The sequence below is a fragment of the Streptomyces sp. NPDC005794 genome (assembly GCF_042871445.1).
Lineage (GTDB): Bacteria > Actinomycetota > Actinomycetes > Streptomycetales > Streptomycetaceae > Streptomyces.
The window spans coordinates 311,770-337,819 of record NZ_JBIAIN010000005.1; the positions used below are offsets into that span (position 1 = coordinate 311,770).

The following is a 26,050-nucleotide window of genomic DNA, read 5'->3' on the forward strand; positions in this document are numbered from 1 at the left end:
GCGAGCGCAATTCACCGTCGCGCCTCTGTCCGCCGTCGTCCATCACCACACGGAGGCGTTCGACGACCTCGTGCATGTCTCGAGCGTCCAGGATCCCTGACCGAGACCCGTGGATGCCCGGCCCGTGTTCCTGCTCTGCGGACAGCGCGCCATCACCGACCAGGCCGCCTCGCGCTGCCTCATGCGCACCTACGAGAAACTGCAGCGAAAGCACCGCGACGGCTCCTTCGTACTGCTCCTGAACGTGGTCAACTCCCAGGCGTACGGCCCCGATGCCGTCGAGCTGGTCGGCGATGTGACACGGGCGGCACAGTCACCGCTGCCCGCTGCGCCCCGGACTTCTCACCGGCCCACCAGCTGAGGTCCGGGACGCCGCGCACTCGGCGCTCCGCCGCGTCCGGCGTGCGTGCGAAGGTCCAGGTCGTCGACCGGCGTGCCGTGACGGCCGCCGACGCCCAGAACGCACCAGGTGAGCGTGTTGCCGGGTTCGAACGCGGTGAAAGTGGGCGACAGCACGCCAACTTCCGTTCATGGGAGGCGCGTTGAGGTTGACGCAAGGAGCGCCGGCCGCCGGGGGCGGCGCCGTCCAGCCGCTCCACCCCTCACCGGCTCGGGGCTCCACCCGGCCATGGCCTCGACGTCGGCCAGGATCCCCGGACGCGCGCGGGGCCGACGGAGATCCGGACCTCGCGATGTGTGCTCGGCCCGTCGGCGTACCGCATGACAACTCCTCCCGCGAAAACGGGCGTTCGCCGTTCCCACGCGAAAATTCCACGATCGCGCTCCAGGGGTGCGCCTGCGGCACCGGTTGCCTGGACGCCGTGGGCGTGGAACCACGCTCCACGTCCACGGCGTCCGGGCCGGCCACATGCCACCCGGTGACCTGCGCCGGCCCTCGTCGCATCGGCCGCGACCCGGCCGGCTCGCAGCTGACCTTCTCCCCCACCGCACACGGATACGGATCGCGTCCCGGTTCCACGGTACGAGGAGTGATCACCGGCTGCTGCCGGGCGGGTCGGCCGAAGGCTACCGCGAGCGGCCCGGCATGAGCGTTCCCGGCTCGGCGGGCGCGACGCCGGTCCCTTCCGTCTTCGGGTTGCGCCGCTGCCGTCTCGCCACCCAGGTGGCGAACCAGGAGAGCAGCATGCACATGCCGATGTAGATGGGCGAGATCACCATGACCACGGGGATGAACGGCAGATCGTAGTCGAGGTTCGACGCGATCAGCTTGCCCGCGTGGAGGAACTCCTCGTAGGTGATCAGATAGCCCAGCGAGGTGTCCTTGAGTGCCACCACCAGCTGGCTGATGATGGTGGGCAGCATGGCCCGGACGGCCTGCGGCGCCAGGACGTGGGTGGTGACCTGTGTCTTGCGCATACCCAGCGCGTACGCCGCCTCCCGTTGCCCCCTCTCCACGGAGTTGATCCCCGTACGGAAGACCTCCGCGAGCACGGACCCGTTGTAGAGGGTCAGCCCGGCCACCAGCGCCGGCAGCGGCTGGACCTTGAGCGCGACGAAGATGAAGAAGATCATCACCAGCACGGGCATGGCCCTGAAGAACTCGACCAGCAGCGTCGAGATCCAGCGCACCGGCTTGTGGGCGGAGAGCCGGCCGACGGCGAGCACGGCCCCCAGGGCCAGGGAGAGGACCGCCGCGTAGGCGAAGGCCTTCAGCGTGTTCCCCAGACCGCGCAGCAGCAGCTCCTGGATGCCCTTGTACGTGAAGGGCGTCCACTTGGCACCGGTGAACTGGTCCGTGTCGAAGAGAAGATAGAGGATCCAGCCGAACAGCGCGAGGATCACGGCCGTCGAGAGGACACCGTAGAGGAAGTGCCGCTTGCGGGTGACGGGCCCGGGAATGTCGTAGAGGGCGGTGGCGGAGGCGGTGGAGTGGGTCATCGGGCGACTCCCCAGCGCTTCTCCAACACGTTGAAGAGTGCGCTGATGGCGAGGGTGATGATCAGATATCCGACGGCGATCCAGATGAAGGACCAGATGATGCTGTAACCGAGTTCGTTGAGGGTCTTGTAGGTGCCCAGCAGCTCGGTGACGCTGAAGGCCCCGGCGATCGCGGAGTTCTTGGCGAGGGCGATGAGCGTCGAGCCGACCGGGGGGATCACCGACCGGAAGGCCTGTGGGAGCACCACGTTGCCCAGCGTCTGTCCGAAGGACATCCCGAGGCTCCGAGCCGCTTCGCCCTGCCCGGTTGGCACGGTGTTGATACCGGAGCGCAGGGCCTCGCAGATGAAGGCCGAGGTGTAGCAGCCGAGTGCGAGGACCGCGAAGACCTGGAAGGGCAGGACCAGTCCGAAGCGGGGCAGACCCAGCAGTACGGCGAAGAACAGCAGCGTCAGCGGGGTGTTGCGGAGCACCGCCACCCAGACGGTGCCGATCACCCGGAGCGAGCCGACGGGCGCGACCCGGAAGGACGCCATGGCGAAGCCGAGCACCAGCGCCAGAACCGAGGCGTAGACGGTGAGCTCGACGGTGCCGAGGAAGCCCTTGCCGTAGAGCGAGAAGTTCTCTGTCAGTACGTCCATGGTGGTGGCCGGCCCCTCAGTTCGCCGGGTAACGGTCGATGGTCGGGGGTCTCGGCGCGGGCACTCCGGACAGGCCGAGGGTCGCCTCGAACGCCTTCTTCCAGTTGCCGTCCTTCTCGTTGGCCTCCAGGGCGTCGTCGAGCGCGGCGCGCAGCGCGTTGTCGGCGCGCGGGACGCCGATGCCGTACGGCTCCTCGGAGAAGGGTTTGCCGACCACCTTCATCTCCTCCGGCGCCTTGGCCGCGAAGCCCAGCAGGATGGCGTCGTCCGTGGTGACGGCGTCTACCTGGAAGGTCAGCAGGTTGTCGACACAGATCGAGTAGGTGTCGTACGCGACGAGGTCCGCTTCGGGAAAGTCCGCCGCGATGCGCTGGTACGGCGTGGACCCGGCCGCCGAGCAGACGGTCCTGCCCGCCAGGTCCTGCGGTCCGTGGATGTCGTTCTCGTCGGTGCGCACCAACAGCCCCTGCCCGGCCATGTAGTACGGCCCGGCGAAGCCGACGATCTTCTTGCGCATGTCGTTGATCGTGTAGGTGCCGACGTAGTAGTCGATCTGCCCGTTCTGGAGCGCCGTCTCACGGTTGGCGGAGGCGATGGTCCGGAAGCGGATCGTGTCCGGATCGAAGCCGAGCGAGGCCGCCATCATGCGGGCGATCTCGATGTCGAAGCCTGAGTAGATCCCGGTGGCCGGATCCTTCTCGCCGAGGTACGGCTGGTCCTCCTTGGCGCCGACGACCAGGTGGCCACGCTTCTTGGCCTTTCTCCAGGTCTTCGACTCCGGCAGCTCGAAGCCGGTGTCGACCTTGTACTGGGGCAGCGCTCCGGCCTTCGGGCCCTTGACCGGCGGGCTGCCCTCTCTGCCGCAGCCGGCGGAGAGCGCGGCGATCAGGAGGCAGACCAGCACGGCGGCGATGTTCCTCGTACGCAACACGGTGCCCCCCTGTCAGTGCTTGAGGATCTTGGACAGGAAGTCCTTGGCGCGGTCGCTCTCCGGGGAGGTGAAGAAGTCCTCCGGAGTGCGGTTCTCGATGATGCGTCCGTCGGACATGAAGACCACGCGGTTGGCGGCGGAGCGGGCGAAGCCCATCTCGTGCGTGACGACCATCATGGTCATGCCCTCCCGGGCGAGCTGCTGCATGACCTCGAGGACCTCGTTGATCATCTCCGGGTCGAGCGCGGAGGTGGGCTCGTCGAAGAGGAGGGCCTTGGGATCCATGGCGAGGGCGCGGGCGATGGCGACGCGCTGCTGCTGGCCCCCGGAGAGCTGGGCGGGCAGCTTGTCCGCCTGCGAGGCGAGCCCGACCCGCTCCAGCAGCTCCCGGGAGCGCCGGTCGGCCTCGTCCTTCTTGCGCTTGCGGACCTTGAGCTGGGCGAGCGAGACGTTCGCCAGCACGGTCTTGTGGGCGAACAAGTTGAACGACTGGAAGACCATGCCCACTTCGGCCCGGAGCTCCGCGAGCCCCTTCCCCTCCTCGGGGAGCGGCCTCCCGTCGATGGCGATATAGCCGGACTCGATCGTCTCCAGCCGGTTGATGGTCCGACAGAGCGTCGATTTGCCCGATCCGGAGGGGCCGATGACCACCACCACCTCCCCGCGGCCGACGGTGAGATTGATGTCCTGCAGTACGTGCAACTTCCCGAAGTGCTTGTTGACGTCCCGCAGTTCGATCAACGGATCGACGGCCATACGCTGCCCTACCCACTTATCGCTGGTGTCGAGGTCAGCGCAAACTATCCGGGGCGGAGGCGCACTTCGGCGCCGACACGCACCGGAAGCGCATAAGGCTGTTTATCGCGTTTTGGCCTCGGGGCCGCTCTCCGCCGACTCCGCGTACATCTCGGAGAGCTCGGGGCTCCCCGACATCGCCCAGTCCAGACCGGCGGCGACCACATCGATCTCGCGCCCCGACGCCAGACGCACCACCGGCTTTCCGCCCGCCAGGATGTCCCAGACGGCTCCGGGGACGGTACGCACCAGTACGGTGCCGAGGTAGAGGCCGGCGTCGTTCCCCACCCAGGGCAGCTCCTCGGGATCGTCGCGCCAGATGGGCGGCAGTTGGTCGAGCGCGGACAACGAGACGGGAGTGTCGTCGAGTTCGAGGCCGCACTGCCCCGCCCGGGCACGCAGCAACTCGCATTCCGCGAACAGCTCGGCGACGCCGTCCGGATCGGTCTCGACGGCGGCCGCGAGAGCCACCTCCCGCGCACCGCCCTGGCGCTTACGCCAGTTGTCCAGGAAAGGGATGTTCATCCGACCAGGATCCCATCCCGGGCGCCTCCCGCATCACAAGGCGCGCGACTGCGCCCACTCCGGGACCTGCCCCGTACATGACCTGGTCATATATCTAGGATAGGGGCATGACGTCGCAGAACTATCTTTCCGAACTCTTCTCGCTGGAAGGCCGGGTCGCCGTGGTGACCGGCGGCAGTTCCGGCATCGGCCGGGCCATCACGGGAGCGCTGGCACATGCCGGCGCGAGCGTGGTGGTCGTGGCACGCAGGGAGGCGGAACTGGTGCGCACCGTCGGTGAACTCACCGACGACGGCTGCCGGGCGGCCTGGGTGAGCGCCGACCTCGGGACCTCCGAGGGCGTGCGTACGGCCGGCGAGGAGGCGGCGTCCGCGTTCGGTGAGCCCGACATCCTCGTCAACTGCGCGGGGGTCAACCTGCGGCCGCCGATGAGCGAGCTCGACGAGGACGTCTGGGACACCACGATGACGGTGAACCTCAAGGCGCCCTATCTGCTGGGCCGCAGGTTCGGCCCGGGTATGGCGGAGCGGGGCTTCGGCCGGATCATCCACATCACGTCGCAGCAGGCGCATCGGGCCTTCGTGCAGAGCGGTGCGTACGGAGTCTCCAAGGGGGCGCTGGAGTCACTGGCCCGCTCGCAGGCCGAGGCCTGGTCGCCGCACGGTGTCACCTGCAACACGTTGGTGCCCGGATTCGTGATGACGCCGCTCAACGAGCGCCTGTCGTCCGACCCGGAGCGGGTGGCGGCGCTGGCCGCTCGCACGATGGCGGGACGCAACGGGCTGGCCGGGGACTTCGCCGGCGCCGCGGTGTTCCTGGCGAGCGCCGCCTCCTCCTACGTCACCGGGCAGTCCCTGTTCGTCGACGGCGGGTTCTCGGTGCACTGAGGCGGCCCGAGGACGCGGGGGCCGCCCCGGCGAGGGGAGGCACCCGCGTCGCCCCGGCGCAACCGTTGCCTGCGCGCCGGGCGCCGGGCGGCAACCTCAGCCTTCGCTTCCCGGAGTCGCGCCCTCTGTTTCGGCGGCGACCGCCGCGGCGACATCGGACGACGCCACGTCCTTGTCGATCCCCAGCCCCGACAGGACGCCGGCGCCCCCTTCGAATTCCAGCACGGCCAGCACGATGTGCCCCGTCCCGATGACGTGGTGGCCGAGTCGCAGCGCCTCCCGGAAGGTGAGCTCCAGGACCTTGCGGGCCCCGGCGTCGTACGGAATCAGCTCGGGGACGTCGCCGGCCGCGGCCGGCAGGGCGAGTGCCGCCGCCTCCCGGACCGCCTCCAGCGGGACCCCCTGTCCGACGATCGCCTGGGCGCCGGGCGAGTCCGGCTCCGCCAGGAGTCCCAGGACCAGGTGCTCCACCCCCACCTCGTCATTACGGGCGGCGTGGGCCTCGTTGTTCGCACCCATGACGACGTTCCTGGCCTGCTGGTCGAACTGGCCGAAGCCCTGGCTCGGATCCAGGTCCGAGGCCTCGCCGGGCTTCTTGGGCACGAACCTCTTCTGGGCGGCCTGCCGGGTGACCCCCATGCTCCGGCCGATGTCCGTCCAGGACGCGCCGGATCGGCGCGCCTGGTCCACGAAGTGGCCGATGAGGTGATCGGCGATCTCACCCAGGTGATCCGCGGCGACCACGGCTCCGGAGAGCTGTTCCAGCGTGTCGGTGTGGGTTCCCTTGATCGCGTCGATCAGGTCGTCGAGACGGATGGGCGGGTTGGCGCGCAGCGGTTTCGTCATGAGGCAACCCTAGGTTGACACTCGGAGTGCGTCAACCCGTCATTGACAGTGCCGTCAGAGGTCGAGGTCCACGACCACCGGGGCGTGGTCGGAGGCTCCCTTGCCCTTACGCTCCTCGCGGTCGACGTAGCTGTCCTTGACCGCCGCCGCGAAGGCGGCGTTCCCGTAGACGAGGTCGATGCGCATGCCCTTGTTCTTCGGGAAGCTGAGCTGGCGGTAGTCCCAGTAGGTGTACGGGTGGTCGTACTTGAGAGGGCGCGGCACCACGTCGGAGAGTCCCTCCTCGCGCAGCGTGGCGAGCGCCGCCCGCTCGGCGGGGGTGACGTGGGTGGCGCCCACGAAGAGAGCCGGGTCCCACACGTCCTCGTCGGACGGTGCGATGTTGAAGTCGCCGAGGACCGCGAAGGGCAGCGCCCCCGCCGCGTCCCCGGCGACGGCCTTCTGCAGGGCCTCCAGCCAGCGCAGCTTGTAGGCGTAGTGGTCGTGGGCGACCTCACGGCCGTTGGGCACGTAGACCGACCAGACGCGGGCGGGCCCGCAGGTCGCGGAGACCGCCCTCGGCTCCTGCACGCCCTCGTACTCCGGGCCGTCGGGCAGGCCCGTCACGACGTCCGCGAGGCCCACGCGGGAGAGCAGCGCGACGCCGTTCCACCGGCCTGTGGCGTTGACCGCCGACTCGTAACCCGCCTCGCGCAGTGCTTCGGCGGGGAACTGCTCGAGCGTGCACTTGGTCTCCTGGAGGCACAGCACGTCGGTGCCGCTGCTCTCCAGCCAGGCCAGCAGCCTCGGAAGCCGGGCGGTGATGGAATTGACGTTCCAGGTGGCGATGCGCATGCGGTAAACCTAACCGCTCCCACTGACAATCGGGTCAGAGACGGGTCGCGTCGCCTGGGCTCAGCCGGCCGTGGTCCGCCCCGCCCAGTGCGCCGATCTGCATGTCGTAGATCGGGCGGGCCAGGTCGGTGAGCAGGGCGTCGTGGATGTCGATCGCACGGCGCGGCTTCACCTCGCGTACGTAGTCGATGACCTCCGAGATCTTGTTCCAGGGGGCCATGACCGGCAGCATCAGCGTGTCCACCGGGTGGTCGGGCACCGTGAGGGCGTCGCCCGGGTGGAAGACCGAACCATCCACGAGGAAACCGATGTTGGTGACCCTCGGGATGTCCGGGTGGATCACCGCGTGCAGTTCGCCGTGCACCTGTACCTCGAGTCCCGCGGCGGTGAACGTGTCGCCGTGGCCGACCGTGGTCACGCGCCCCGGGAACGCGGCGGACACCTGCTCGGCCACACTGCGCAGGGTCCACACCCGTGCGGCGGGATTGGACTCCAACGCGGCACGCAGCCGCGCCTCGTTGAAGTGGTCGGGGTGTTCGTGCGTCACCAGGATCGCGTCCGCGCCGACCGCGGCGTCGTCCTCGGTGAATCCGCCGGGGTCGATGACGAGCGACTGGCCGTTCCGCTCCAGGCGGACGCAGGAGTGGGTCTTCTTGGTGAGCGTGAGAGACGAAGCGTTCATGCCACCATCCTGCTACGCGTGCGGGGTGGTTTCCTCCTGGATCACCGACTGCGCGATCTCGAACGCCGCGCCTGCCGCCGGGATGCCGCAGTAGACGGCCGTCTGGAGGAGCACCTCCTTGATCTCGACGGGTGTGAGCCCGTTACGGAGGGCCGCCCTGACGTGCTGGGCGAGCCCGCCCAGGTGCCCGGACGCGACGACCGCGGTGAGGGAGACGCAGCTGCGGGCCCTGCGGTCGAGGCCCTCCCTGCTCCAGATCTCGCCCCAGGCGTAGCGGGTGAGGAGTTCCTGGAAGTCCTCGGTGAAGCCGTCGGACGCGGCCGCCGCGGCGTCCACATGGGCATCGCCCAGTACCTCGCGCCGGACCTTCATCCCCCGGTCGAAACGGTCGCTGCGTCCCGTGGGGGAAGTGTCGGGCAGTTCGGCCGCGGCGGCGATCTCCGCGACGGGGACGACGGGGGCGAACGGAGCGGCGAAACCCGGGGACGGGGACGGCGGTACGGGCATCGACGTGAGGGTGTCCTGCCAGGCGGTCGAGAAGTGCATGAGCAGCAGATCGGTGACGGCGGCCGGCTGTTCGACCGGCGCCAGGTGGGAGGCACCGGGGACGAGGGCGAGCCGGGCGTCCGGGATACCCGCGACCAGGGTCCGGGCCTCGGCCGGCCCGGTGACCTTGTCCTCGGCACCGACCAGGACGAGGGTCGGCACACCGATGCGGGGAAGTTGCGTACGGATGTCGAAGGCGGCCAGCGCCTCGCAGGAGGCGATGTAGCAGCCGGGATCGGTGGTACGGACCATCTGTACGGCCCACTCGACGATGGCGGGCTGGGCCGCGGCGAAGCCAGGGGTGAACCAGCGTTCCGGAGAGGTACGGGCGATCGGCTCCAGGCCGTTGCTGCGGACGATCACCCCGCGCTGACGGAATTCGTCGGCGGTGCCGAAGCGCGGCGACGCGGCGACGAGTGCCAGGGCCGTGACCCGGTGGGGGTGGCGCAGCGCGAGGTCGGCACCGACGGCGCCGCCGATGGAACAGCCCGCGTAACCGAAGCGCTGCACGCCGACGCTGTCCAGCGTGGCGAGGAGGCGGTCGGCGAGTTCGGTGACCGCGGTGGCGGGGTGGGCGGGGGCTCCGCCGTGCCCGGGGAGGTCGTAGCGGAAGATCCGCCAGTGCTGGGACAGCTCGGGTATCTGGCGGTCCCACATGTGCCATGTGGTACCCAGGGAGGGACCGATGACCAGGACGGGGGCGTCCTCCGGCCCGTCGAAGCGGTACTGGAGCACCCGTCCGGGCTGCGCTTGCCGCGCGGCCTGAGGACCGGGACCGTGCTGCGGCCCCTGTGCCGCCGGGCCGCCCGGCTGCGCCCCGTCGGCGCCATGAGGCTGCTGCGGGGCGTGCTGCGGACCTGGGGCGTGCTGCGGCACCTGCTGAGGTCCGGGAGCCTGCGAGTACGGCTGGGCGGCCTGCGGCTGGGCGTACTCCTGCGGCTGGGTGTACTGCGGTCCGGGAGCCGGCTGCGAGTGCGGAGCGGACGCCTGTCGCGGAGGCGGGGTGGCCGCCTGCGGGGACTGTGCGGCTGTCGGCCCGGGGGCCTGCGCGTACGGCTGCCCCTGCTGGGGAGCCGAGGGCAGCTGCCGGATCACCTCGCCCTGAAGGGGCTCGGGGGTGGCCGTCCGCGGGGGCCGGGCGGGCTGCGGGGTCGTCTCGCTCACTTCACTCACTCGCGCCAGGGTAATGAGCGGCCCGTCCGCTCCGCGTCAGGGGGTCGCCGCAGAGACCACGTAGACGACCGGAGCCGCCGGATCGGTCATGTTGACGGTGATGTTCTGGGTGGGGCGCGGATCCTTGTTCTTGTGGACCGTGCCCGCCCAGTCGACACCCGGCCCGAAGTACCAGCCGGTGATCTTGACGTCCCGGTCGCTGATGGTGACCTTGCCGGTCTCCAGCGCGGCACGGCCGGTGCCGACACCGCTCAGGAAGCGGTCGAGCCCGGCGGAGGTCGTACGGAACTTCACGTACATCCGACTGGCTTTCCAGTTGTTCGTCTCGTAGTACTGGACTCCGGCCGCGTTGCCCGGGATGGGCAGTTCGAAGATCCGGCGCTGCATGCCGGACGGCCAGTCCTCGCGCAGTCCCTGGGCGGCCGCCTCGGCCTCCTTGTCCTTGCCGGAGCGGCGGCTCTGTCCTGCGGAGATCACCAGGTAGCCGGCCGGGATCCCGATGAGCAGCACGATGATGGTCAGCGTGATCAGGCGTCGGCGGATCACCCTGCGCCGGTCCTGCGGAGGCGTCCCGTCGCCGTCTCCGGAGGAGCCTGAGGACCCCGAAGAGCCTGACGAAGGGGGCTGGCGCGGCACGATGTGGTGCTCGGCTGCGGTCATGGTCGGTGATCCCTCGAAGCTGCGGTACGGAGCGGAGTGCGGGTGGCCGGGCCGCGGCGCGCGGCCCGTGGATCAGTCGGCGGTACGGGTGCTGCGCGTGTTACGGATGGTGCTCGCGGCCTGGTCGTAGAACTGCGCGTACCGCTCGTAACGCTCGACCCGGCGGCGGTTGGTCCGCCGGAACCTCCGGGCGACCAGGCGTGCGAGGTCGGCGGCGCCGACCATACCCGCCTCGGGGCCGAGCTGGGCCTTCGCGATCCGGGCCTCCGGGCGGTAGCCGCGGCCCGTGAGGTGGCGCTTGAAGGCGTCCCTCGCCGGGCCGATCAGCAGGTCGTCGGCCGCGCTGACCCCGCCGCCGATGACGAAGCAGGACGGGTCCAGGGCGGCCGCGAGATTGGCGATGCCGACGCCGAGCCACTGGCCGATGTCCTGGAGGAGCTCGACGCACATCGCGTCGCCCTCGCGGGCCAGTTCGGTGATGAGCGGCCCGGTGATGTCGGGGATGTTGCCCTTGACCCGCTCGATGATGCCGTGCGCCACCGGGGAGTCCGCGGCGGCCAGTTCCCTGGCCTCGCGTACGAGGGCGTTGCCCGAGCTGTACTGCTCCCAGCAGCCACGGTTGCCGCAGGGGCAGCGGTGCCCGCCGGGCACCACCTGCATATGGCCGAACTCACCCGCGACGCCGTACTTGCCGCGCTTGACGTGCCCGTCCTCCAGGATCGCGCCGCCGATGCCGGTACCCAGCGTGATCATGACCAGGTGATCCTCGCCGCGGCCGGCGCCGAAGCGCCATTCCGCCCAGGCCGCCGTGTTGGCGTCGTTGTCGACCATCACGGGGACCACCAGCCGGGAGGCGATGGCGTCGCGGAGGGGTTCGTCGCGCCAGGCGAGATGCGGGGCGAACAGCACCTTGGAGCGGTCGGCGTCGACCCAGCCCGCGGCGCCGATGCCGACGGCGTGCACATCGTGCCGGTCCGAGAGGTCCAGGACCAGCTCGACGATGGTGTCCTCGACGACCTTGGGGCTCTTGGACTTGTCCGGCGTCTCGGTGCGCAGGGTCTCCAGGATGTTGCCGTCGGCGTCGACGACGCCGGCCATCACCTTCGTCCCGCCGATGTCGATGCCGACGGTCGGAACCCTGGGCGCTGTGAGGTGCGAGCGCCGCTCCCTGGTGCCGACGGTCCGCAGGACGGTCGCGCGGGCGGAGCCGCGGTGTGTGAAGTCGCGGTACGTGCTCATCGTCCCTGCGCAGGTCGGGGGGCCGGTCGGTGGTCCGTCCGGCGGCGGACGGCGCCCGCCGTACACGATTCTGCCATTCCCCCGCCCCTGGAATCGGTCTCCGGCCCGGGAGCGGGGGATGCAAAACAGGACTTATGGGATGTCATCCTCGGTCGGGCCGCCGCCGAGGTGGTCCGGCGAAGGGGCCCGTTCGAGCTCGTGGCTGAGCTCGTCGAGCTCACTCCCACCCGCCATCTGACGGGTCAGTTCGTCCAGCGTGACGGAGTCCTTGGTGTGACTCCCGGACATCGCGCCACGCTTGAGCAGCACGAACCGGTCACCCACGAGGTAGGCGTGGTGGGGGTTGTGCGTGATGAGGACCACGCCGAGTCCGGCGTCCCTGGCAGCCGCGACGTACTTGAGCACGACCCCCGACTGCTTGACGCCGAGCGCCGCGGTCGGCTCGTCGAGGACGAGGACCTTCGCACCGAAGTACACGGCCCGCGCGATGGCCACGCACTGGCGTTCGCCGCCCGACAGGGTGCCGATGGGCTGGTCGACGTCGCGCAGGTCGATGCCCATACGCAGCAGTTCCGCGCGGGTCGTCTCCCGCATCCGCCGCACGTCGAGGCGCTTGAACGGGCCTGAGCCCTTCGTCGGCTCCGAGCCGAGGAAGAAGTTGCGCCAGACCGGCATGAGGGGGACGACGGCCAGGTCCTGGTAGACGGTGGCGATTCCCCGGTCCAGGGCGTCGCGCGGGTTGACGAGCGTGGTCTCCTCACCCTCGATCAGGAAGGTCCCGGCGTCGTGCCGGTGCAGCCCCGCGATGATCTTGATGAGGGTGGACTTGCCGGCGCCGTTGTCGCCGAGGACACAGGAGATCTCGCCCGCGCGGACCTCCAGCGAGACGTTCTCCAGGGCCTTGATGTTGCCGTAGTACTTGCTGACGTCGTCGAGCTGGACGAGCGCCGGGCCGGCCGTGTCCCGGGGAGCCGGAGCCTGGGTGGCCGTCATTTCGTCGCCTCCGCACGCTTGCGTACCCATGCGTTGAGCAGGGTGGCCAGGAGCAGCATCGCTCCCAGGAAGAACTTGAACCAGTCGGGGTTCCACTCCGCGTACACGATGCCCTTGCTGGTCATGCCGAAGATGATCGCGCCGACCGCGGAGCCGATCGCGGAACCGTATCCGCCGGTGATCAGACAGCCGCCGATGACGGCCGCGATGATGTAGATCAGCTCGTTGCCGACGCCCTCGCCGGACTGCACGACGTCGTAGGAGAACAGCAGGTGCTGGCCGGAGACCCAGGCGGCGAAGGCGACACCGAGGTAGAGCCCGATCCGCGTACGGATCACGGGCACACCGACCGCGCGGGCGGCGTCGGCCTCCCCGCCGACGGCGAAGATCCAGTTACCGAAGCGCGTACGGATCAGGATCCAGGTCGCGATCGCGACGAGCACCGCCCACCACAGGATGGTGACCTTCAGCTCGACGTCGCCGAGGGTGAGGTAGGACGCGAAGACCTTGCGGGCGGAGTCGAAGCCCTCCATGTCCCCGATGGCCTTGGTCGACACGGTGCCGCTGATCAGCTTGGTGAAGCCCAGATTCAGGCCGGTCAGCATCAGGAACGTGCCGAGCGTGATGATGAAGCTCGGAAGTTTGGTGCGGGTCAGCATGAAGCCGTTGAAGGCACCGAACCCCAGGGTGACCAGCAGCGACACGAAGACGCCCACCCAGACGTTGGCGGTCATCTGGTAGCTGAACATCGAGGAGATCAGTGCGGAGCTGGTCACCATCACGCCGGCGGAGAGGTCGAACTCGCCGCCGATCATCAGGAGCGCGACGGGCACCGCCATGATCCCGATGGTGGAGGCCGCGTACAGCACCGTGCCGAGGCTGGAGGCCCGGAGGAAGCTGTCGGCGACGATCGCGAAGAAGAGGAAGACGGCCGCGGCACCGACGACCGAGCCGAGCTCGGGCCGGCCGAGCAGCTTACGCAGGGGGGAGGTGCGCAGCAGGCGTTCGTCGGTGAGGGGCGCCGCCGGTTGCCCGGTCGCTGTCATCGCGTCCCCCGCTTCGTGTACTCGGCGAGCGCGTCGGCGTCGTCGGCGGTGATGACCTGCGGGCCGGTCAGGACGGGCCGGCCGCCGCCGAGCACGTTCTGGTTGTAGCGGTAGAGCCAGAGCAGGTCGACTGCCTGGTACCCCTGGAGGAAGGGCTGCTGGTCGACGGCGAAGCCGAGCGATCCGTTCTGCAGGCCGGTGGCGACACTCGCGTTGAGGTCGAAGGTGTCGATCTCGGCCTTGCTGCCCGCGGTCTGCTTCGCCTTGACGGCGGCCGCGGCGAAGGGGGCGCCGAGAGTGACGACCGCGTCGATGCTCCGGTCGGAGTCGAGCTTGGCCTCGATGGACGCCTGGACGTCGGGCATGTTGGTGCCGTCGACGTAGAGGTTCTGCATCGTCCCGCCGAAGGACTTCTTCGCCCCGGCGCAGCGCTGCTCGTGGCCGACGTTGCCCTGCTCGTGCAGGACACAGAGCGCCTTCTTGCGGTCCCGCTCGTCGAGCTCGTCCCCGACGGCCTCGCCCGCGATGGACTCGTCCTGGCCGATGTGGGTGAGCGCGCCGAAGGCCTTGGACTCGGCGGACCCGGAGTTCACCGTGATCACGGGGATGCCGGCCTTGACCGCCTTGGCCACGACGGCCTTCATCGAGTCGGGCTTGGCGAGCGAGACGATCAGGCCGTCGACCTTCTTGTCGATCGCGGTCTGGACGAGCTCGGCCTGCTGCTGGCCCTCGTCGTTGTGCGAGTAGAGGAAGTTGATGTTGTCCTTGTCGGCTGCCTGGTCGGCACCCTTCTGGACGATGTCCCAGAAGGTGTCGCCATCGCCCGAGTGGGTGACCATGGCGAACGTCCAGCGGGGCGTGTTCACCGCGGACCGGCCCTCGGCGGCCTGCTGGGCGCGCTCCTCCGCCCGCTTGCCGCCGGTGCTGCTGCATCCCGCGAGGGAGGCCGCCAGTACCGCTGCCAGAACGGCGCCCATCGCGCGTACCCCTGTCCGAACCCTTGCCACGACGCCGTGCCCTTCTTGTGCTGCTCGCTGTGCTGCCTGGTGAAACCGTGGACGGCGGACTCGCCGCCCGGCGGGCCAAGTATCCCCGAGCCCCGACCGGCATGGCCCGGCAGGGGCGCGGGCCGCGCCCCCCCGTCGTTCTAGCGACCGAGCATGACCGCGTCAATGTTTTTGTCCGAACATTCTTACCCGGCGCCCCCGAGACCGGTCCGCCGGAGATCTCAGGGCCGGACCAGCAGCTGGAACTCGAAGGCGTACCGCGAGGCCCGGTAGACGTGCGAACCGAATTCGACCGCCCGGCCGCCGTCGTCGAAGGTGGTGCGCTCCATCGTCAGCAGCGGCGCCCCCGCGGGCTCCGCGAGCAGTTCGCCCTCCTCTGCGGTGGCGGCACGGGCCCCGACGGACTGCCGGGCGCTGTGCAGCGTGATCCCCGTCGCACGCATCATCCGGTACAGGCCGGTGGACTCCAGCCGCTCGGTGCCGAGATCGAGCAGGTTCGGCGGCAGGTGGTTGCGCAGCAGCGCCATGGGCTCGTCATGCGTGGAACGCACCCGCTCGACGAGGTGGACATCACTGCCCTCCTCGACGCCGAGCGCGGCGGCGACCTCGGGGGTCGCCGGCTCGACCGTGTTGCGCAGCACCCGGGTCGTGGGGTGGCGGCCGGCTGTCTCGAGGTCGTCGTAGAGGCTGCTCAGTTCGAGCGGGCGCTTGATGCGGCTGTGCACGACCTGGGTACCGACACCGCGCCGGCGCACCATCAGCCCCTTGTCGACGAGTGACTGGATGGCCTGGCGGACGGTGGGCCGGGACAGTCCGAGCCGTGCGGCGAGCTCCAGTTCGTTGCCGAGGAGGCTGCCGGGCGCGAGTCGCCCGTGCTCGATGGCCGCCTCCAGTTGCTGGGCCAGCTGGTAGTAGAGGGGGACGGGGCTGGTGCGGTCCACGCCCAGCCCCAGGGCGGCGGAGTCGGCGGTGGGTTTGGGCACGGCACGGAGCGTACCTCCTGCGGTCGCGCCGCACCCTTCGATTTGTCAGGACATATAGTTGACAGTGCGCCCGGGGGGCGGCACGTTGTGTTCATGCGCATCGGACTCATCGGCACGGGCCGGATCGGTTCCTTCCACGCGGGCGTCCTGGCACGCCATCCCGGGGTCGCCGGCCTGGTGGTGACGGATCCGGACGGCGTCCGCGCCGCACAGGTCGCGGCGCGGACGGGGTCGACCGCCGTCGCGTCAGCCGAGGAGGTTCTCGGCGCGGGGGTGGACGCGGTCGTGATCACCTCGGCCACCTCGGCGCACGCCGATCTCATCGGCCGGGCGGCACGGGCCGGCCTGCCCGCCTTCTGCGAGAAGCCGATCGCCCTGGACCTGGCGGGGACCCTGGGCGCGCTGCGCGAGGTCGAGCGGGCGGGCAGTGTGCTCCAGCTGGGGTTCATGCGCCGGTTCGACGCGGGGTACGCCGCGGCGCGTGCCGCCGTGCGGGGCGGCGCACTGGGCCGGCTGCACACCGTACGGGCGACGACGTCCGACCCCGCTCCCCCGCCGGCCGCGTATCTGCCGCTCTCCGGCGGCCTGTTCAGGGACTGCCTGGTGCACGACTTCGACATCCTGCGCTGGGTGACGGGCCGTGAGGTGACGGAGGTGTACGCCACCGGGTCGGACGCGGGCCCGGCGATGTTCCGGGAGGCGGGCGATGTGGACACGGCGGCGGCGCTGCTGACGCTGGACGACGGCACGCTGGCCACGGCGACGGCCACCCGGTGCAACGGGGCGGGTTACGACGTACGCATGGAACTCGCGGGCGAGCAGGACCAGATCGCGGTCGGTTTCGACGACCGTACGCCGCTGACCTCGGCCGAGCCGCAGGGACCGCCCGCGCCGGCCAAGCCGTGGCCCGGCTTCCTGGAGCGGTTCGCCCCGGCGTACGAGGCCGAACTGGACGCGTTCCTGCGCGTCGTGGACGGAGGACTGCCGAACCCGTGCGACGGCCGGGAGGCGCTGCACGCGCTGCGCGTTGCCGAGGCGTGCGAGCTGTCGCGCGAGCAGCACCGTCCCGTACGGATGACGGAGATCGCCGAGGTCTGAGCCCTTCTACCAGGCCACCGGCAGCGACAACGGCCCCCGGATCAGCATGCCCGTGCGCCAGGACAGGCCGGCCGGGTCGGCGTCGAGCCGCAGCTCCGGGCAGCGTTCCAGGAGCGACCGGAGGGCTACGCGGGCCTCGATGCGGGCCAGGGGCGCACCCAGGCAGTAGTGGATGCCGTGGCCGAAGGCGACGTGCCCGCGGGTGTCCCGGGTGATGTCGAAGCGGTCGGCGTCCGGGAAGCGGGCGGGGTCGCGGTCGCAGTCGGCCATGGCGACCAGGACGAGCTCGCCGCCGCCGGGGATCACCGTGCCCGCGACGTCCAGCGCTTCGGTGGTGAAGCGGTACGTGGGCGTCTCGACGGGCCCCTCGTAACGGAGTGTCTCCTCGACCGCGTTGCCGATGAGGCCGAAGTCGGCTCGCAGTGCTGCCAGTTGGTGCGGGTGGTTCAGCAGCGAGAGGGCCCCGTTGGAGATGAGGTTGACCGTGGTCTCGTGTCCGGCGACGAGCAGCAGCCACGCCATGCCGATGAGTTCCTCGGCGGAGAGACGGTCGCCGCCGTCGTCGGCCGTGTGGATCAGCGCGCTCATCAGGTCGTCCCCCGGTGCCGCGCGCCTCTCGGTGATCAGGTCGCCCAGGTACGCCGTCATGGACGCGGTGGCCCGGCCCCGCGCCTCGGCGTCAAGGGACGACACCGCCGTGTTGGACCACTCGCGAAAGGCCTGCCGGTCCAGGGACGGCACACCCAGGAGTTCACAGATGACGGCCATCGGCAGCGGGAACGACAGCGCCTCGACCAGATCCGCGCTCCGGCCCGGCCCGGCCAGCATGGAGTCGAGCAGGGAGTCCGTCATCTCCTGGACACGCGGCACAAGTTGTTCCATCCGGCGTGCGGTGAACTCCCTGGCCACGAGTCTGCGCAGCCGGGTGTGGGCCGGGGCGTCCGAGCCCAGCATGGACGTCCCCGCGGACACCTTCCTGAGGCCCAGTGTGGGCGACGCCCTGCCCCAGTCCTTGGAGAGTCGCTGGTCGGCGAGGAGGGCCCTGCCCGCCTCGTACCCGACGACGAGCCAGGCCTCCGCACCCTCCGGGATACGGACCCGGTGCACCGGACCACGGGCGCGTAGCCCCGCGTATACCGGATAGGGGTCGCGGATGAAGTCGTCGCCGAGTGCCCCGAGGTCGAGCGTGGTTTCCGTGGTCACCGAGGTTTCCTTCAGGTCGGCCGGGCGGAGAGAACGGTTCCCTGGGCCACCGCGCACAGCGTCTCGGTCCCCGTGTCGTCCGCGGTGTACAGGTCGCAGCGCACCACAGCCTGCCTGCGGCCCGTGTGCACCACCGACGCGCGGGCGATCAGAGTGCGGCCGCTCGCGGGTCGCACGTACTGGATGGAGAAACCGCCGGTCAGGACGGCGGGCCCCAGGGTGGTCCCGGCGGCGAAGGTCAGGGCGTTGTCGGCCGCGTAGGACACCACGCCGCCGTGCAGGAATCCGTTCTGCTGAGTGAGCTCCTCGCGCACATCCACCTCGAGGACGGCGTCGCCGTCCCCGAACTCCGTGATCCGTGCGCCGACGAGCCCGCTGAACGGCTGGCTGTCGAGGATCTGCCGCGCCGCGCCGAGGGAGAGTTCAGTCATGGACGCCATCCCACCTCACCAGCGCACCGGAAGACGGCGGACTCCCCGGAGCAGCAGTCCGGGCAGCCAGTCGAGGTCCTCGTCGTCGGAGTCCCGTGTGAGGCCGGGGCAGCGCTCCAGCAGCGCGCGGATCGCGACGCGGCCCTCCATCCGGGCCAGAGGTGCACCCAGGCAGAAGTGGATGCCGTGCCCGAAGGCCAGATGCCCCTGCGCCTCACGCCGGATGTCGAAGGTGTCCGGATCCGGATAGCGGCCGGGGTCGTGGTCCCCGGAGCCCAGGGCCACCAGCACCGCCTCACCCCGCGGTATGACGACCGGGCCGACCTGGACGGGTTCGCGGGTGAAGCGGAAGGTCGCCGTCTCGACGGGCCCTTCGTAGCGGAGCATCTCCTCGACGGCCCCGTCGATCAGCTCCGGCTCGGCGCGGAGCAGGGCCAGCTGCTCCGGATGGTCGAGGAGGGCCCGTACGCCGTTGGCGATCAGGTTCACGGTGGTCTCGTGTCCGGCCACCAGGAGCAGGAAGGCCATGCCGATCAGTTCGTCCGGCGACAGCCGGTCACCGTCGTCGTCACGTGCCTGGATGAGGGCGCTCATCAGGTCGTCGCCCGGGGCACGCCGCTTGCCCTCGACCAGCTCGACGAGGTAGGCGCCCATGGCGTGGACCGCCTCGCTCTCCTTCTCCGGCGAGACGGGCGTCACGACGGCGTTGGACAGCAGGCGGAAGGCGTCCCGGTCGATGTCGGGTACGCCGAGGAGCTCGCAGATCACGGTCATCGGCAGCGGGAAGGCGAAAGCGTCGATGAGGTCGGCGCTCCCGGCGGGCACCATCGCGTCGAGGAGGTCCGCGGTGATCTGCTCGACGCGCGGGCGCATCGCCTCGATCCGCCGGGCGGTGAACTCGCGTGCGACGAGTTTGCGCAGCCGGGTGTGGTGCGGGGGGTCCATCTCCAGCATGTTGGCGTTGATCGGGTTGCTCGTCGCCGAGAAGCGTTCCGTCGTCCGCCAGTCCTTGCTGAACCGCTGGTCCGCGAGGGCCGCGCGGGCCTCCTCGTAACCGACGATCAACCAGACCCGCTCGAAGTCATCGGTACGGACGGCGTGCGCCGGCCCCTCGGCGCGCAGTTTCGCGTAGTACGGATACGGGTTCGCGCTGAAGTCCCGCGCCCCGCGCAGATCGATCACTGTCATCGTCCCGCCCCTCATCCGGTCTGATCGGTTCAGCCTAGGCGGCCGTCCCGCGTCCCGTCCTCGTCCTCATGGAGGAGACCCGCGTCCTGCACCAACAGGGCTGCCTGTACACGGTTGTTGAGTTCGAGCCGGGCCAGGATCCGGGAGACGTGCGCCGTGACCGTGGCGGCGCTCGGGTGGAGCGCGGCGGCGCCCCACGCGGACCCCCCGCCAGGACGAGTACCGCGCCCGGCGCGCCGAGACGGCATGGGCCGTACGGGCGAGGGCCGCGAGCAGCATCAGGACGTCGCCTGTGCCGGCTCACACGGGGAGCGATCACCGTACCGAACGGCCACCTCCCCTCGGGGAACCTCTGTCCACCGGGTGACTCGGCCACCTGTTCGCAGGGGTTGCCACCGGTCGAAGCGGTCTCCCGCCGGTGCCGGGTCCTCCTAGAATGTCGGTCTTGGGACGCTCGGACACACGGAGTTGGCACATGGGTGGAGCGCGGCTGGACGGACGGGTCGAGCGGGGGAACCAGACCAGACAGCTGGTGCTGGGGCGCGCGGTCCACGTCGCCTCGACCGAGGGGCTGGAGGGCCTGTCGCTCGGCCGGCTCGCCACGGAACTGAAGCTGAGCAAGAGCGGCGTGTTCGCCCTCTTCGGCTCCAAGGAGGAGCTGCAGCTCGCCACCGTGCGCGCCGCCGTGACCGTCTTCGTCGAGCACGTGCTGACTCCGACGAGGGCGGCACCGCCCGGCCTGGCGCGCGTCTGGCGGATGTGCGAGAGCTGGCTCTCCTACTCGCGGCGCCGGGTGTTCAGCGGCGGTTGCTTCTTCTACGCGACCATCGCCGAGTTCGACTCCAGGCAGGGCAAGGTGCACGACGCACTGGCCGCCACGCAGACCGGCTGGGTCACCTTCGTGGAGGAGACGCTCGAGGAGGCCAGGGTGCGGGGCGAACTCGCCACGGACACGGACGTCTCGCAGCTCGCCTTCGAGCTCATCGCGTTCATGGAGCTGGCCAACGCGGAGTCCGTACTGCACAACAACAGCCCCGGCTACACCAAGGCGGCTCGGGCCATCCTGGGACGGCTGCACGCCGCCGACGCCGACCTTTCCCTGCTGCCGGCCGTTCCCTGAGCCGCGGCGTCCCCGGCCCGCGTTCCGTCACACCCCGACCTCGAAGGTGCCGAACTGCGCCCGTCCCGTGGGCCGGTAGGTGTGGATCGCGATGCCGCTTCCGGTCGTACGGGCGCCGATCAGCTCGTAGGCCGTCGGCTGCCCGCCGTCCGGGAAGAGCCGCCTGCCGCTGCCCAGGTGGACAGGGAAGACGAGCAGGTTGACCTCGTCGATCAGATCGTGCCCGAGGAGGGACTGTGCCAGTGTGCCGCTGCCGTGGATCTGGAGCTCGCCCTCCGCCGTCCGCTCCTTGAGCCGCGCGACCTCGGCCGGGACGTCCCGGGAGACCACGGTCGTGTTCTCCCACGCCGGGTCGGTCAGGGTGGTGGAGACGACGTGCTTGGGCAGGGTGTTGAGACGTGAGGCGATCGGGTCCTGCGGGTCGGTGACCTTGGGCCAGTAGGCCGAGAAGATGTCATACGTACGCCGCCCGAGGAGAAAGGCGCCCGCGCGGTCGAAGACCTCACCGGCGAAGGCGTGCATGCCCTCGTCGACGAAGGGCACGACCCAGCCGCCGTACTCGAACCCGCCGGTGGTGTCCTCGTCGGTGCCTCCGGGCGCCTGCATCACGCCGTCGAGGGACAACAACGTGGTGAGTGTCAGCTTCGCCATGATCCCGCTCCTTCGCCTTGCCGCCAGGGGCCACGAGTCATGGATCCCGGCAGCCCGTGAGCTTCCATCTGTTCCGACCCCACTCTCGGCCGGAACTCATCGGTACGCCCGACGGAATCCGCCATCGCGCCCCCACAACGGCCACGAATCGAGGACATCACCCACATCTCGCACACATCTTCGATAGAGAGGGCGCATGCGCACCACACACATCACCCGTACCGCACTGCCCGCGCTCGTCGCTCTGGCCGCGCTGACCGCCTGCTCCCAGGAACCGGAAGCAACACCTGGAGCCGCGCCGTCCAGGTCACCCGCCACCGGCTCGCCTCCGGCGTCTTCCGCGCCCCCGGTGGACACAGCGGCACTGGAAGAGTCCGTGCGCGCGTACGTGAAGGCCTACTACGGGCCCGACACCGGCGCCGCGTACGCGCTGCTCTCGACGCGCTGCCGGAAGGAATGGTCCGAGGAACAGTTCGGGGCGCTCGCCGACCGGGCCTCACAGACGGCCGAGCAGCTCGGGAAGACGTACACCGTGCGGCGGCTGTCCGTGGACGACATCCACGCGAGCAACGCGCAGGTGACCTACGGCGTCGGCGAGCCGACGTACGACGAGCGGTCCTCCTGGGTGCTGGAGGACGGCGACTGGCACAACGACCTCTGTTGAGGGAGCCGCGTCCCGTGCCCCGCCCTACGCTGGCGGGGACGGTACGTGAACGAAAGGGGAGACCATGAGCCGGACACCGCCCCCGGTCCGCAACCTCCACGACGGCAGCACGATCCCCGCGGTGGGCCTCGGCACCTGGCCACTGGACGACGACGCGGCCGAGAAGGCCGTCGCCGACGCGCTGCGGCTCGGCTACCGGCTCGTGGACACCGCGCTGAACTACAGGAACGAGACCGGCACCGGGCGCGGCATCGCCCGCTCCGGTGTACCGCGGCAGGACGTCTTCGTCACGACCAAGGTGCCCGGCCGCCACCACGGCTACGAGGAGACGCTGGCCTCCTTCGAGGAGTCCCGGAGCAAGCTGGGGCTGGAGTACGTCGACCTGTATCTCATCCACTGGCCGCTGCCCCGGGTGGACAGGTACGTGGACACCTGGAAGGCGATGGCCAAGCTCCGCGACGACGGCCTCGTACGCTCCATCGGCGTCTCCAACTTCACGGCGGAGCAGCTGGACCGGCTGGAGCGGGAAACGGGTGTGCTGCCCGTGGTCAACCAGATCGAGATGCACCCCCTGCTCCCGCAGGAGGAGTTGCGGGCGGTGCACGCCGCCAAGGGCATCGTGACGGAGAGCTGGAGTCCGCTGGCCCGGGGTCGTCAGGTGCTCGAGGCCCCGGAGGTGATCTCCATCGCCGAGGCCCATGGTGTGACGCCGGGCCAGGTCGTGCTGCGGTGGCACACCCAGCTGGGCGCGGTACCGATCCCGAAGTCCGCCGATCCCGGCCGGCAGCGGGAGAATCTCGACCTGTTCGGTTTCGAGCTGACGCAGCGGGAGCTGGACCGCATCGGGGCCCGTCCGCCGCACCGCTTCGGTGGGGACCCCGACACCCACGAGGAGTTCTGAGGACGGCGGCCACCGGCCGACGAGGCGGCGACGGTCACCGGTTGCGCGGGGTGACCTCCGACATCCGGGACCAGTCGTCGCCGGGCACCTCGACGTTGATGATCTCCGGGACCTCGCTGACGAGATCCGACATGGTGTCGATCGCCGCCTTGAAGTGCTCGGAGTTCACGTGCGCCACGCCCGCCTCCTGCGAGGCGAACGCCTCGAGCAGGACGAACTGGTCCGGATTCTCGACGCTGTAGGACCAGTCGAAGAAGACGTTGCCCGGCTCCTGACGGGTGGCGAGGGTGAAGTCCTCGACGGCCGGGAGCCAGTTGTCCCGCTCGGCGGTACGCACGGTGAACTTGACGGCGATGAAGATCATGACGACTCCTGGTCGGTGCGGCGAAGTACCGACCAGGGTCGCATATCCCCACAGGCGGTCATGAACCGGCACACCCGCCCGCGGACCGCGCAGCGCGCGGGGAGGCTATCCGCCGAGCTCCTCGTGCCGGGCGGCCAGCCGCGCCGCCCCTTCCTCTGTCAGTGAGCCGAGGAGCCGCAGCCGCGAGATCCCGCCGTCCGGGAAGATGTCGATCCGGACGTGCGTGCCGCGTACGGGCTCCGGCAGGACGAAGCGGTGGTTCGTGTCGGGCTGCAGCCGGGTGCGAGGCAGGAGCTGGACCGGGTCGCCGGCCTGTCCGTCGCTCACCGAGATCTCCGCCCAGCCCGCCGCGTTGCCCTTGAGGTAGGCGGTGTCGATCTCGACCGCCCGGATCTCCGCGTGCTCGGCCAGCCGGTAGCGGATCCAGTCGTTGCCCTTGTCGCGCCGGCGGCGGGTCTCCCAGCCGTCGTCCATCTTGCGGGAGCGACCCGGCGCGATGGTGTTGGTGGCCGGGGAGTAGAAGCGGTCGGAGGCGTCCTCGGCCTCGCCGCCGTTCTCCAGGGCCACCAGGTCGAACGTACCGAGGGCGGCCAGCCACGCCGGGTCGGGGGCCACCTCGCCGTGGACGCGCAGGCGGGCTATGCCGCCGTCGGGGTGCTGGTTGACCCGGAGGTGGGTGAAGCGCCGCTCCGCGTCGACGGCGAAGCCGTTGGCCGCGTGGCCGCCGACGGCCGTACGGGGGACGAGGGTTGTCCACGTCACGTCGGGCGCGAGGAGGTCCTCGGGCGACGGGGATCCGGGCAGCGAGGTCGCCTCGACGGAGACCGACTGCGGGTAGTTGCCGCGGAAGTGCGCGGTGTCGACGATCAGTCCGCGCACCACACCGGGAGCGCCGAGGCGTACGAGGGCCCAGTCGTGGTCCTCGTCGGTGGGGTGCGGCTCGGCGGCGCTCGCGCCACGTCGACGGCGGGTCTCCCAGCCGTCCATGATCTTGCCCTTGTGACCGAAGTGCTCGGGGTCGAACTCCGCGGGCCCCGGCTTCAGCAGGTTCTCGCGCTCGGCGAAGAACTCGTCGTTGGCGGCGATGACACCGGCGCCGAGGCGGCGGTCCGCGAGGTCCACGAGGGAGGCGAAGGGGAAGTCCGCGGTGCGGTAGTCGGCGTACGGGTCGCCTCCCCCGTACGGGCTCGCGTCGCCGGTGAAGTGAGGTGTCGCCGTCATGGTCAGTGGTTCCTTTCGAGGAGCCGGCCGGTTGGTTCGGCGAGTACGCCGTCGGCAGCGATCCGCGTGCCGCGCAGCCAGGTGGACTTGACGACGCCGTGCAGGGTTCTGCCGGCGTAGGCGGTGACCTGGTTGCGGTGGAGGAGAGCGGCCGGGTCGACGGTGAAGGTCTCGTCGGGGGCGAGGACCACGAAGTCCGCGTCACGCCCGGCCTCGATGGCGCCCTTGCGGGTGAGTCCGGCGAGGCCGGCCGGGGCCGCGGACATCCAGCGGGCCACGTCGTCGAGGGTGTGACCGCGCCGGCGCGCCTCGGTCCAGACGGCCGGCAGGCCGAGTTGCAGCGACGAGATCCCGCCCCACGCGGAGGCGAAGTCCGGGGTCTTGAGGTCGGTGGTGCAGGGCGAGTGGTCGGAGACGACGCAGTCGATCGTGCCGTCGGCGAGCCCGGCCCAGAGCGCGTCCTGGTTGGCGGCCTCACGGATGGGCGGACAGCACTTGAACTCCGTTGCCCCGTCCGGGACTTCCTCGGCGGTGAGGGTGAGGAAGTGCGGGCACGACTCGACGGTGACGCGTACGCCCTCGCGCTTGGCCCCGGCGATCAGCGGCAGGGCGTCGCTGGAGGACAGGTGCAGGACGTGGACACGGGCGTTCAACCGCTCGGCGTGGGCGATGAGACCCTCGATCGCGGTGTTCTCCGCGTCGCGGGGGCGCGAGGCCAGGAAGTCGGCGTACTTCTCCCCGCTCCGCTGCGGCGCCTCGGCCAGGTGGCGCGGATCCTCGGCGTGCACGATCAGCAGTCCGCCGAAGCCCGCGATCTCGGCCATGGAACGGGCCAGCTGCTCCTGGTCCAGCTCGGGGAACTCCTCGACACCCGAAGGCGAGAGGAAGCACTTGAAGCCGAAGACCCCTGCCTCGTGCAGCGGGCGCAGGTCCTTGGTGTTGGAGGGGACAGCGCCGCCCCAGAAGCCGGTGTCGATGTGCGCCTTGGGAGCGGCCACCTGCCGCTTGACGCGCAGGTGTTCGACCGTGGTGGTCGGCGGGAGGGAGTTGAGCGGCATGTCGAGCAGGGTCGTGATGCCACCCGCGGCCGCTGCGCGGGTGGCGGTCCAGAAGCCTTCCCACTCGGTGCGGCCGGGGTCGTTCACATGGACATGGGTGTCGACGAGCCCCGGCAGCAGGACGTCGTCGCCGAAGTCCTCGACGCGGGCACCGCCGGGCGCCTCCGTGTCGTACGGCAGGACCGCCTCGATCGCCCCGTCGGCGACGAGGACCGCTGCGGCGCGGGTGCCCTCAGGGGTGACGACGCGTGTCGAGCGGAGTACCAGCTTCATGTCCACACCGGGCACCTGTGCTCCTCACGCAGATTCAACGATTTGTTGAAGGAGTCTTCACTCGGGAAAGCGCCCCGTCAAGACCTCCCCGCCCTCGCGCGGCAACCCGTGGACCCCGAACGACATCGGTTGGATATTTCCACGAAGTAAAAGTTCAATTTCGACAGACGGAACGTAGAATGGGCCAGGTG

28 protein-coding genes and 2 pseudogenes are annotated in these 26,050 nt (G+C 70.2%); 6 read left to right on the plus strand and 24 right to left on the minus strand.

What is annotated here, in order from left to right:
• Positions 1–112: 112 nt before the first annotated feature.
• A pseudogene (locus ACFYQ5_RS10640) lies at positions 113–361 on the plus strand (hypothetical protein); the annotation flags it as partial.
• Here the strand turns inward: ACFYQ5_RS10640 and ACFYQ5_RS10645 are convergent.
• The 6 genes from ACFYQ5_RS10645 to ACFYQ5_RS10670 all read right to left on the minus strand — a co-directional run bounded on the left by ACFYQ5_RS10645 (position 343) and on the right by ACFYQ5_RS10670 (position 4,791).
• A complete protein-coding gene (locus tag ACFYQ5_RS10645) occupies positions 343–516 on the minus strand; it encodes a hypothetical protein (protein WP_389196120.1) in 174 nt (57 codons plus the stop codon). The pseudogene ACFYQ5_RS10640 and the gene ACFYQ5_RS10645 overlap by 19 nt on opposite strands.
• Before the next feature lie 510 nt (positions 517–1,026).
• Positions 1,027–1,899 carry an amino acid ABC transporter permease gene (locus ACFYQ5_RS10650; protein ID WP_389196123.1) on the minus strand — a complete coding sequence of 291 codons (873 nt, stop codon included), beginning with the start codon at positions 1,897–1,899 and terminating at the stop codon, positions 1,027–1,029.
• On the minus strand, positions 1,896–2,540 hold the full coding sequence (locus tag ACFYQ5_RS10655) for an amino acid ABC transporter permease (protein ID WP_389196126.1): 645 nt from the start codon (positions 2,538–2,540) through the stop codon (positions 1,896–1,898). The genes ACFYQ5_RS10650 and ACFYQ5_RS10655 overlap by 4 nt, the downstream gene beginning before the upstream one ends.
• A 16-nt stretch (positions 2,541–2,556) precedes the next feature.
• Positions 2,557–3,471 carry a glutamate ABC transporter substrate-binding protein gene (locus ACFYQ5_RS10660; protein WP_389196129.1) on the minus strand — a complete coding sequence of 305 codons (915 nt, stop codon included), beginning with the start codon at positions 3,469–3,471 and terminating at the stop codon, positions 2,557–2,559.
• 12 nt (positions 3,472–3,483) lie between these two features.
• Positions 3,484–4,227, minus strand: coding sequence for an amino acid ABC transporter ATP-binding protein (locus ACFYQ5_RS10665; RefSeq protein WP_389196132.1), 744 nt, complete (start codon positions 4,225–4,227; stop codon positions 3,484–3,486).
• 102 nt (positions 4,228–4,329) lie between these two features.
• Positions 4,330–4,791 (minus strand): DUF6278 family protein, encoded by a 462-nt coding sequence (locus ACFYQ5_RS10670; RefSeq protein ID WP_389196136.1) that lies wholly within the window; start codon positions 4,789–4,791, stop codon positions 4,330–4,332.
• 107 nt (positions 4,792–4,898) lie between these two features.
• Here ACFYQ5_RS10670 and ACFYQ5_RS10675 point away from each other — a divergent pair, with 107 nt between their 5' ends.
• Positions 4,899–5,678: an SDR family NAD(P)-dependent oxidoreductase gene (locus ACFYQ5_RS10675; RefSeq protein ID WP_389196139.1), complete on the plus strand. Its 780-nt coding sequence runs from the start codon at positions 4,899–4,901 to the stop codon at positions 5,676–5,678.
• Between the two features lie 96 nt (positions 5,679–5,774).
• Here ACFYQ5_RS10675 and ACFYQ5_RS10680 read toward each other — a convergent pair whose 3' ends face one another.
• The 10 genes from ACFYQ5_RS10680 to ACFYQ5_RS10725 form a co-directional block, all read right to left on the minus strand.
• Positions 5,775–6,524, minus strand: coding sequence for a Clp protease N-terminal domain-containing protein (locus ACFYQ5_RS10680; protein WP_389196142.1), 750 nt, complete (start codon positions 6,522–6,524; stop codon positions 5,775–5,777).
• Positions 6,525–6,578: 54 nt separating this feature from the next.
• On the minus strand, positions 6,579–7,358 hold the full coding sequence (locus ACFYQ5_RS10685; RefSeq protein ID WP_389196144.1) for an exodeoxyribonuclease III: 780 nt from the start codon (positions 7,356–7,358) through the stop codon (positions 6,579–6,581).
• A gap of 34 nt (positions 7,359–7,392) precedes the next feature.
• Positions 7,393–8,040 carry an MBL fold metallo-hydrolase gene (locus ACFYQ5_RS10690; RefSeq protein ID WP_389196146.1) on the minus strand — a complete coding sequence of 216 codons (648 nt, stop codon included), beginning with the start codon at positions 8,038–8,040 and terminating at the stop codon, positions 7,393–7,395.
• Positions 8,041–8,052: 12 nt separating this feature from the next.
• A complete protein-coding gene (locus ACFYQ5_RS10695) occupies positions 8,053–9,759 on the minus strand; it encodes an alpha/beta fold hydrolase (protein ID WP_389196148.1) in 1,707 nt (568 codons plus the stop codon).
• A gap of 36 nt (positions 9,760–9,795) precedes the next feature.
• Positions 9,796–10,419, minus strand: coding sequence for a hypothetical protein (locus tag ACFYQ5_RS10700; protein ID WP_389196150.1), 624 nt, complete (start codon positions 10,417–10,419; stop codon positions 9,796–9,798).
• Positions 10,420–10,491: 72 nt separating this feature from the next.
• A complete protein-coding gene (locus ACFYQ5_RS10705; protein ID WP_033300401.1) occupies positions 10,492–11,658 on the minus strand; it encodes an ROK family glucokinase in 1,167 nt (388 codons plus the stop codon).
• Positions 11,659–11,790: 132 nt separating this feature from the next.
• A complete protein-coding gene (locus ACFYQ5_RS10710; protein ID WP_389196152.1) occupies positions 11,791–12,651 on the minus strand; it encodes an ATP-binding cassette domain-containing protein in 861 nt (286 codons plus the stop codon).
• Positions 12,648–13,697, minus strand: a complete 1,050-nt coding sequence (locus ACFYQ5_RS10715; protein ID WP_389196154.1) for an ABC transporter permease — start codon at positions 13,695–13,697, stop codon at positions 12,648–12,650. Before ACFYQ5_RS10715 ends, ACFYQ5_RS10710 begins: the two co-directional genes overlap by 4 nt.
• Entirely contained in the window at positions 13,694–14,674 is a 981-nt protein-coding gene (locus ACFYQ5_RS10720) for a substrate-binding domain-containing protein (RefSeq protein WP_389196156.1), read from the minus strand. Before ACFYQ5_RS10720 ends, ACFYQ5_RS10715 begins: the two co-directional genes overlap by 4 nt.
• 251 nt (positions 14,675–14,925) lie before the next feature.
• Positions 14,926–15,687 carry a GntR family transcriptional regulator gene (locus ACFYQ5_RS10725; protein ID WP_389196158.1) on the minus strand — a complete coding sequence of 254 codons (762 nt, stop codon included), beginning with the start codon at positions 15,685–15,687 and terminating at the stop codon, positions 14,926–14,928.
• 93 nt (positions 15,688–15,780) lie between these two features.
• Between ACFYQ5_RS10725 and ACFYQ5_RS10730 the strand changes: the two genes are divergently transcribed.
• A complete protein-coding gene (locus ACFYQ5_RS10730; RefSeq protein WP_389196160.1) occupies positions 15,781–16,785 on the plus strand; it encodes a Gfo/Idh/MocA family oxidoreductase in 1,005 nt (334 codons plus the stop codon).
• A gap of 6 nt (positions 16,786–16,791) precedes the next feature.
• On the opposite strand, the gene ACFYQ5_RS10735 is transcribed toward ACFYQ5_RS10730, so the two are convergent.
• The 4 genes and pseudogenes from ACFYQ5_RS10735 to ACFYQ5_RS10750 all read right to left on the minus strand — a co-directional run.
• Positions 16,792–17,988 carry a cytochrome P450 gene (locus ACFYQ5_RS10735; protein ID WP_389196162.1) on the minus strand — a complete coding sequence of 399 codons (1,197 nt, stop codon included), beginning with the start codon at positions 17,986–17,988 and terminating at the stop codon, positions 16,792–16,794.
• A gap of 11 nt (positions 17,989–17,999) precedes the next feature.
• Positions 18,000–18,419: a PaaI family thioesterase gene (locus ACFYQ5_RS10740; RefSeq protein ID WP_389196164.1), complete on the minus strand. Its 420-nt coding sequence runs from the start codon at positions 18,417–18,419 to the stop codon at positions 18,000–18,002.
• A 15-nt stretch (positions 18,420–18,434) separates the two neighbouring features.
• Positions 18,435–19,607, minus strand: a complete 1,173-nt coding sequence (locus tag ACFYQ5_RS10745) for a cytochrome P450 (RefSeq protein ID WP_389196166.1) — start codon at positions 19,605–19,607, stop codon at positions 18,435–18,437.
• Between the two features lie 29 nt (positions 19,608–19,636).
• A pseudogene (locus tag ACFYQ5_RS10750) lies at positions 19,637–19,819 on the minus strand (LuxR C-terminal-related transcriptional regulator); the annotation flags it as partial.
• Positions 19,820–20,082: 263 nt separating this feature from the next.
• On the opposite strand from ACFYQ5_RS10750, the gene ACFYQ5_RS10755 reads away from it, so the two are divergent.
• Complete coding sequence (locus ACFYQ5_RS10755; protein WP_389196168.1) at positions 20,083–20,727, plus strand: TetR/AcrR family transcriptional regulator; 645 nt, start codon at positions 20,083–20,085, stop codon at positions 20,725–20,727.
• A gap of 27 nt (positions 20,728–20,754) precedes the next feature.
• On the opposite strand, the gene ACFYQ5_RS10760 is transcribed toward ACFYQ5_RS10755, so the two are convergent.
• Positions 20,755–21,378: a dihydrofolate reductase family protein gene (locus ACFYQ5_RS10760; protein ID WP_389196170.1), complete on the minus strand. Its 624-nt coding sequence runs from the start codon at positions 21,376–21,378 to the stop codon at positions 20,755–20,757.
• 196 nt (positions 21,379–21,574) lie between these two features.
• Here ACFYQ5_RS10760 and ACFYQ5_RS10765 point away from each other — a divergent pair, with 196 nt between their 5' ends.
• Positions 21,575–22,042 (plus strand): hypothetical protein, encoded by a 468-nt coding sequence (locus ACFYQ5_RS10765; protein WP_389196172.1) that lies wholly within the window; start codon positions 21,575–21,577, stop codon positions 22,040–22,042.
• Positions 22,043–22,106: 64 nt separating this feature from the next.
• A complete protein-coding gene (locus ACFYQ5_RS10770) occupies positions 22,107–22,943 on the plus strand; it encodes an aldo/keto reductase (RefSeq protein ID WP_389196174.1) in 837 nt (278 codons plus the stop codon).
• Between the two features lie 34 nt (positions 22,944–22,977).
• Here ACFYQ5_RS10770 and ACFYQ5_RS10775 read toward each other — a convergent pair whose 3' ends face one another.
• The 3 genes from ACFYQ5_RS10775 to allB all read right to left on the minus strand — a co-directional run bounded on the left by ACFYQ5_RS10775 (position 22,978) and on the right by allB (position 25,859).
• On the minus strand, positions 22,978–23,307 hold the full coding sequence (locus ACFYQ5_RS10775) for a putative quinol monooxygenase (protein WP_389196176.1): 330 nt from the start codon (positions 23,305–23,307) through the stop codon (positions 22,978–22,980).
• A gap of 105 nt (positions 23,308–23,412) precedes the next feature.
• Entirely contained in the window at positions 23,413–24,528 is a 1,116-nt protein-coding gene (gene alc, locus ACFYQ5_RS10780; protein WP_389196178.1) for an allantoicase, read from the minus strand.
• A gap of 2 nt (positions 24,529–24,530) precedes the next feature.
• Entirely contained in the window at positions 24,531–25,859 is a 1,329-nt protein-coding gene (allB, locus tag ACFYQ5_RS10785; protein ID WP_389196180.1) for an allantoinase AllB, read from the minus strand.
• Between the last annotated feature and the right edge of the window lie 191 nt (positions 25,860–26,050).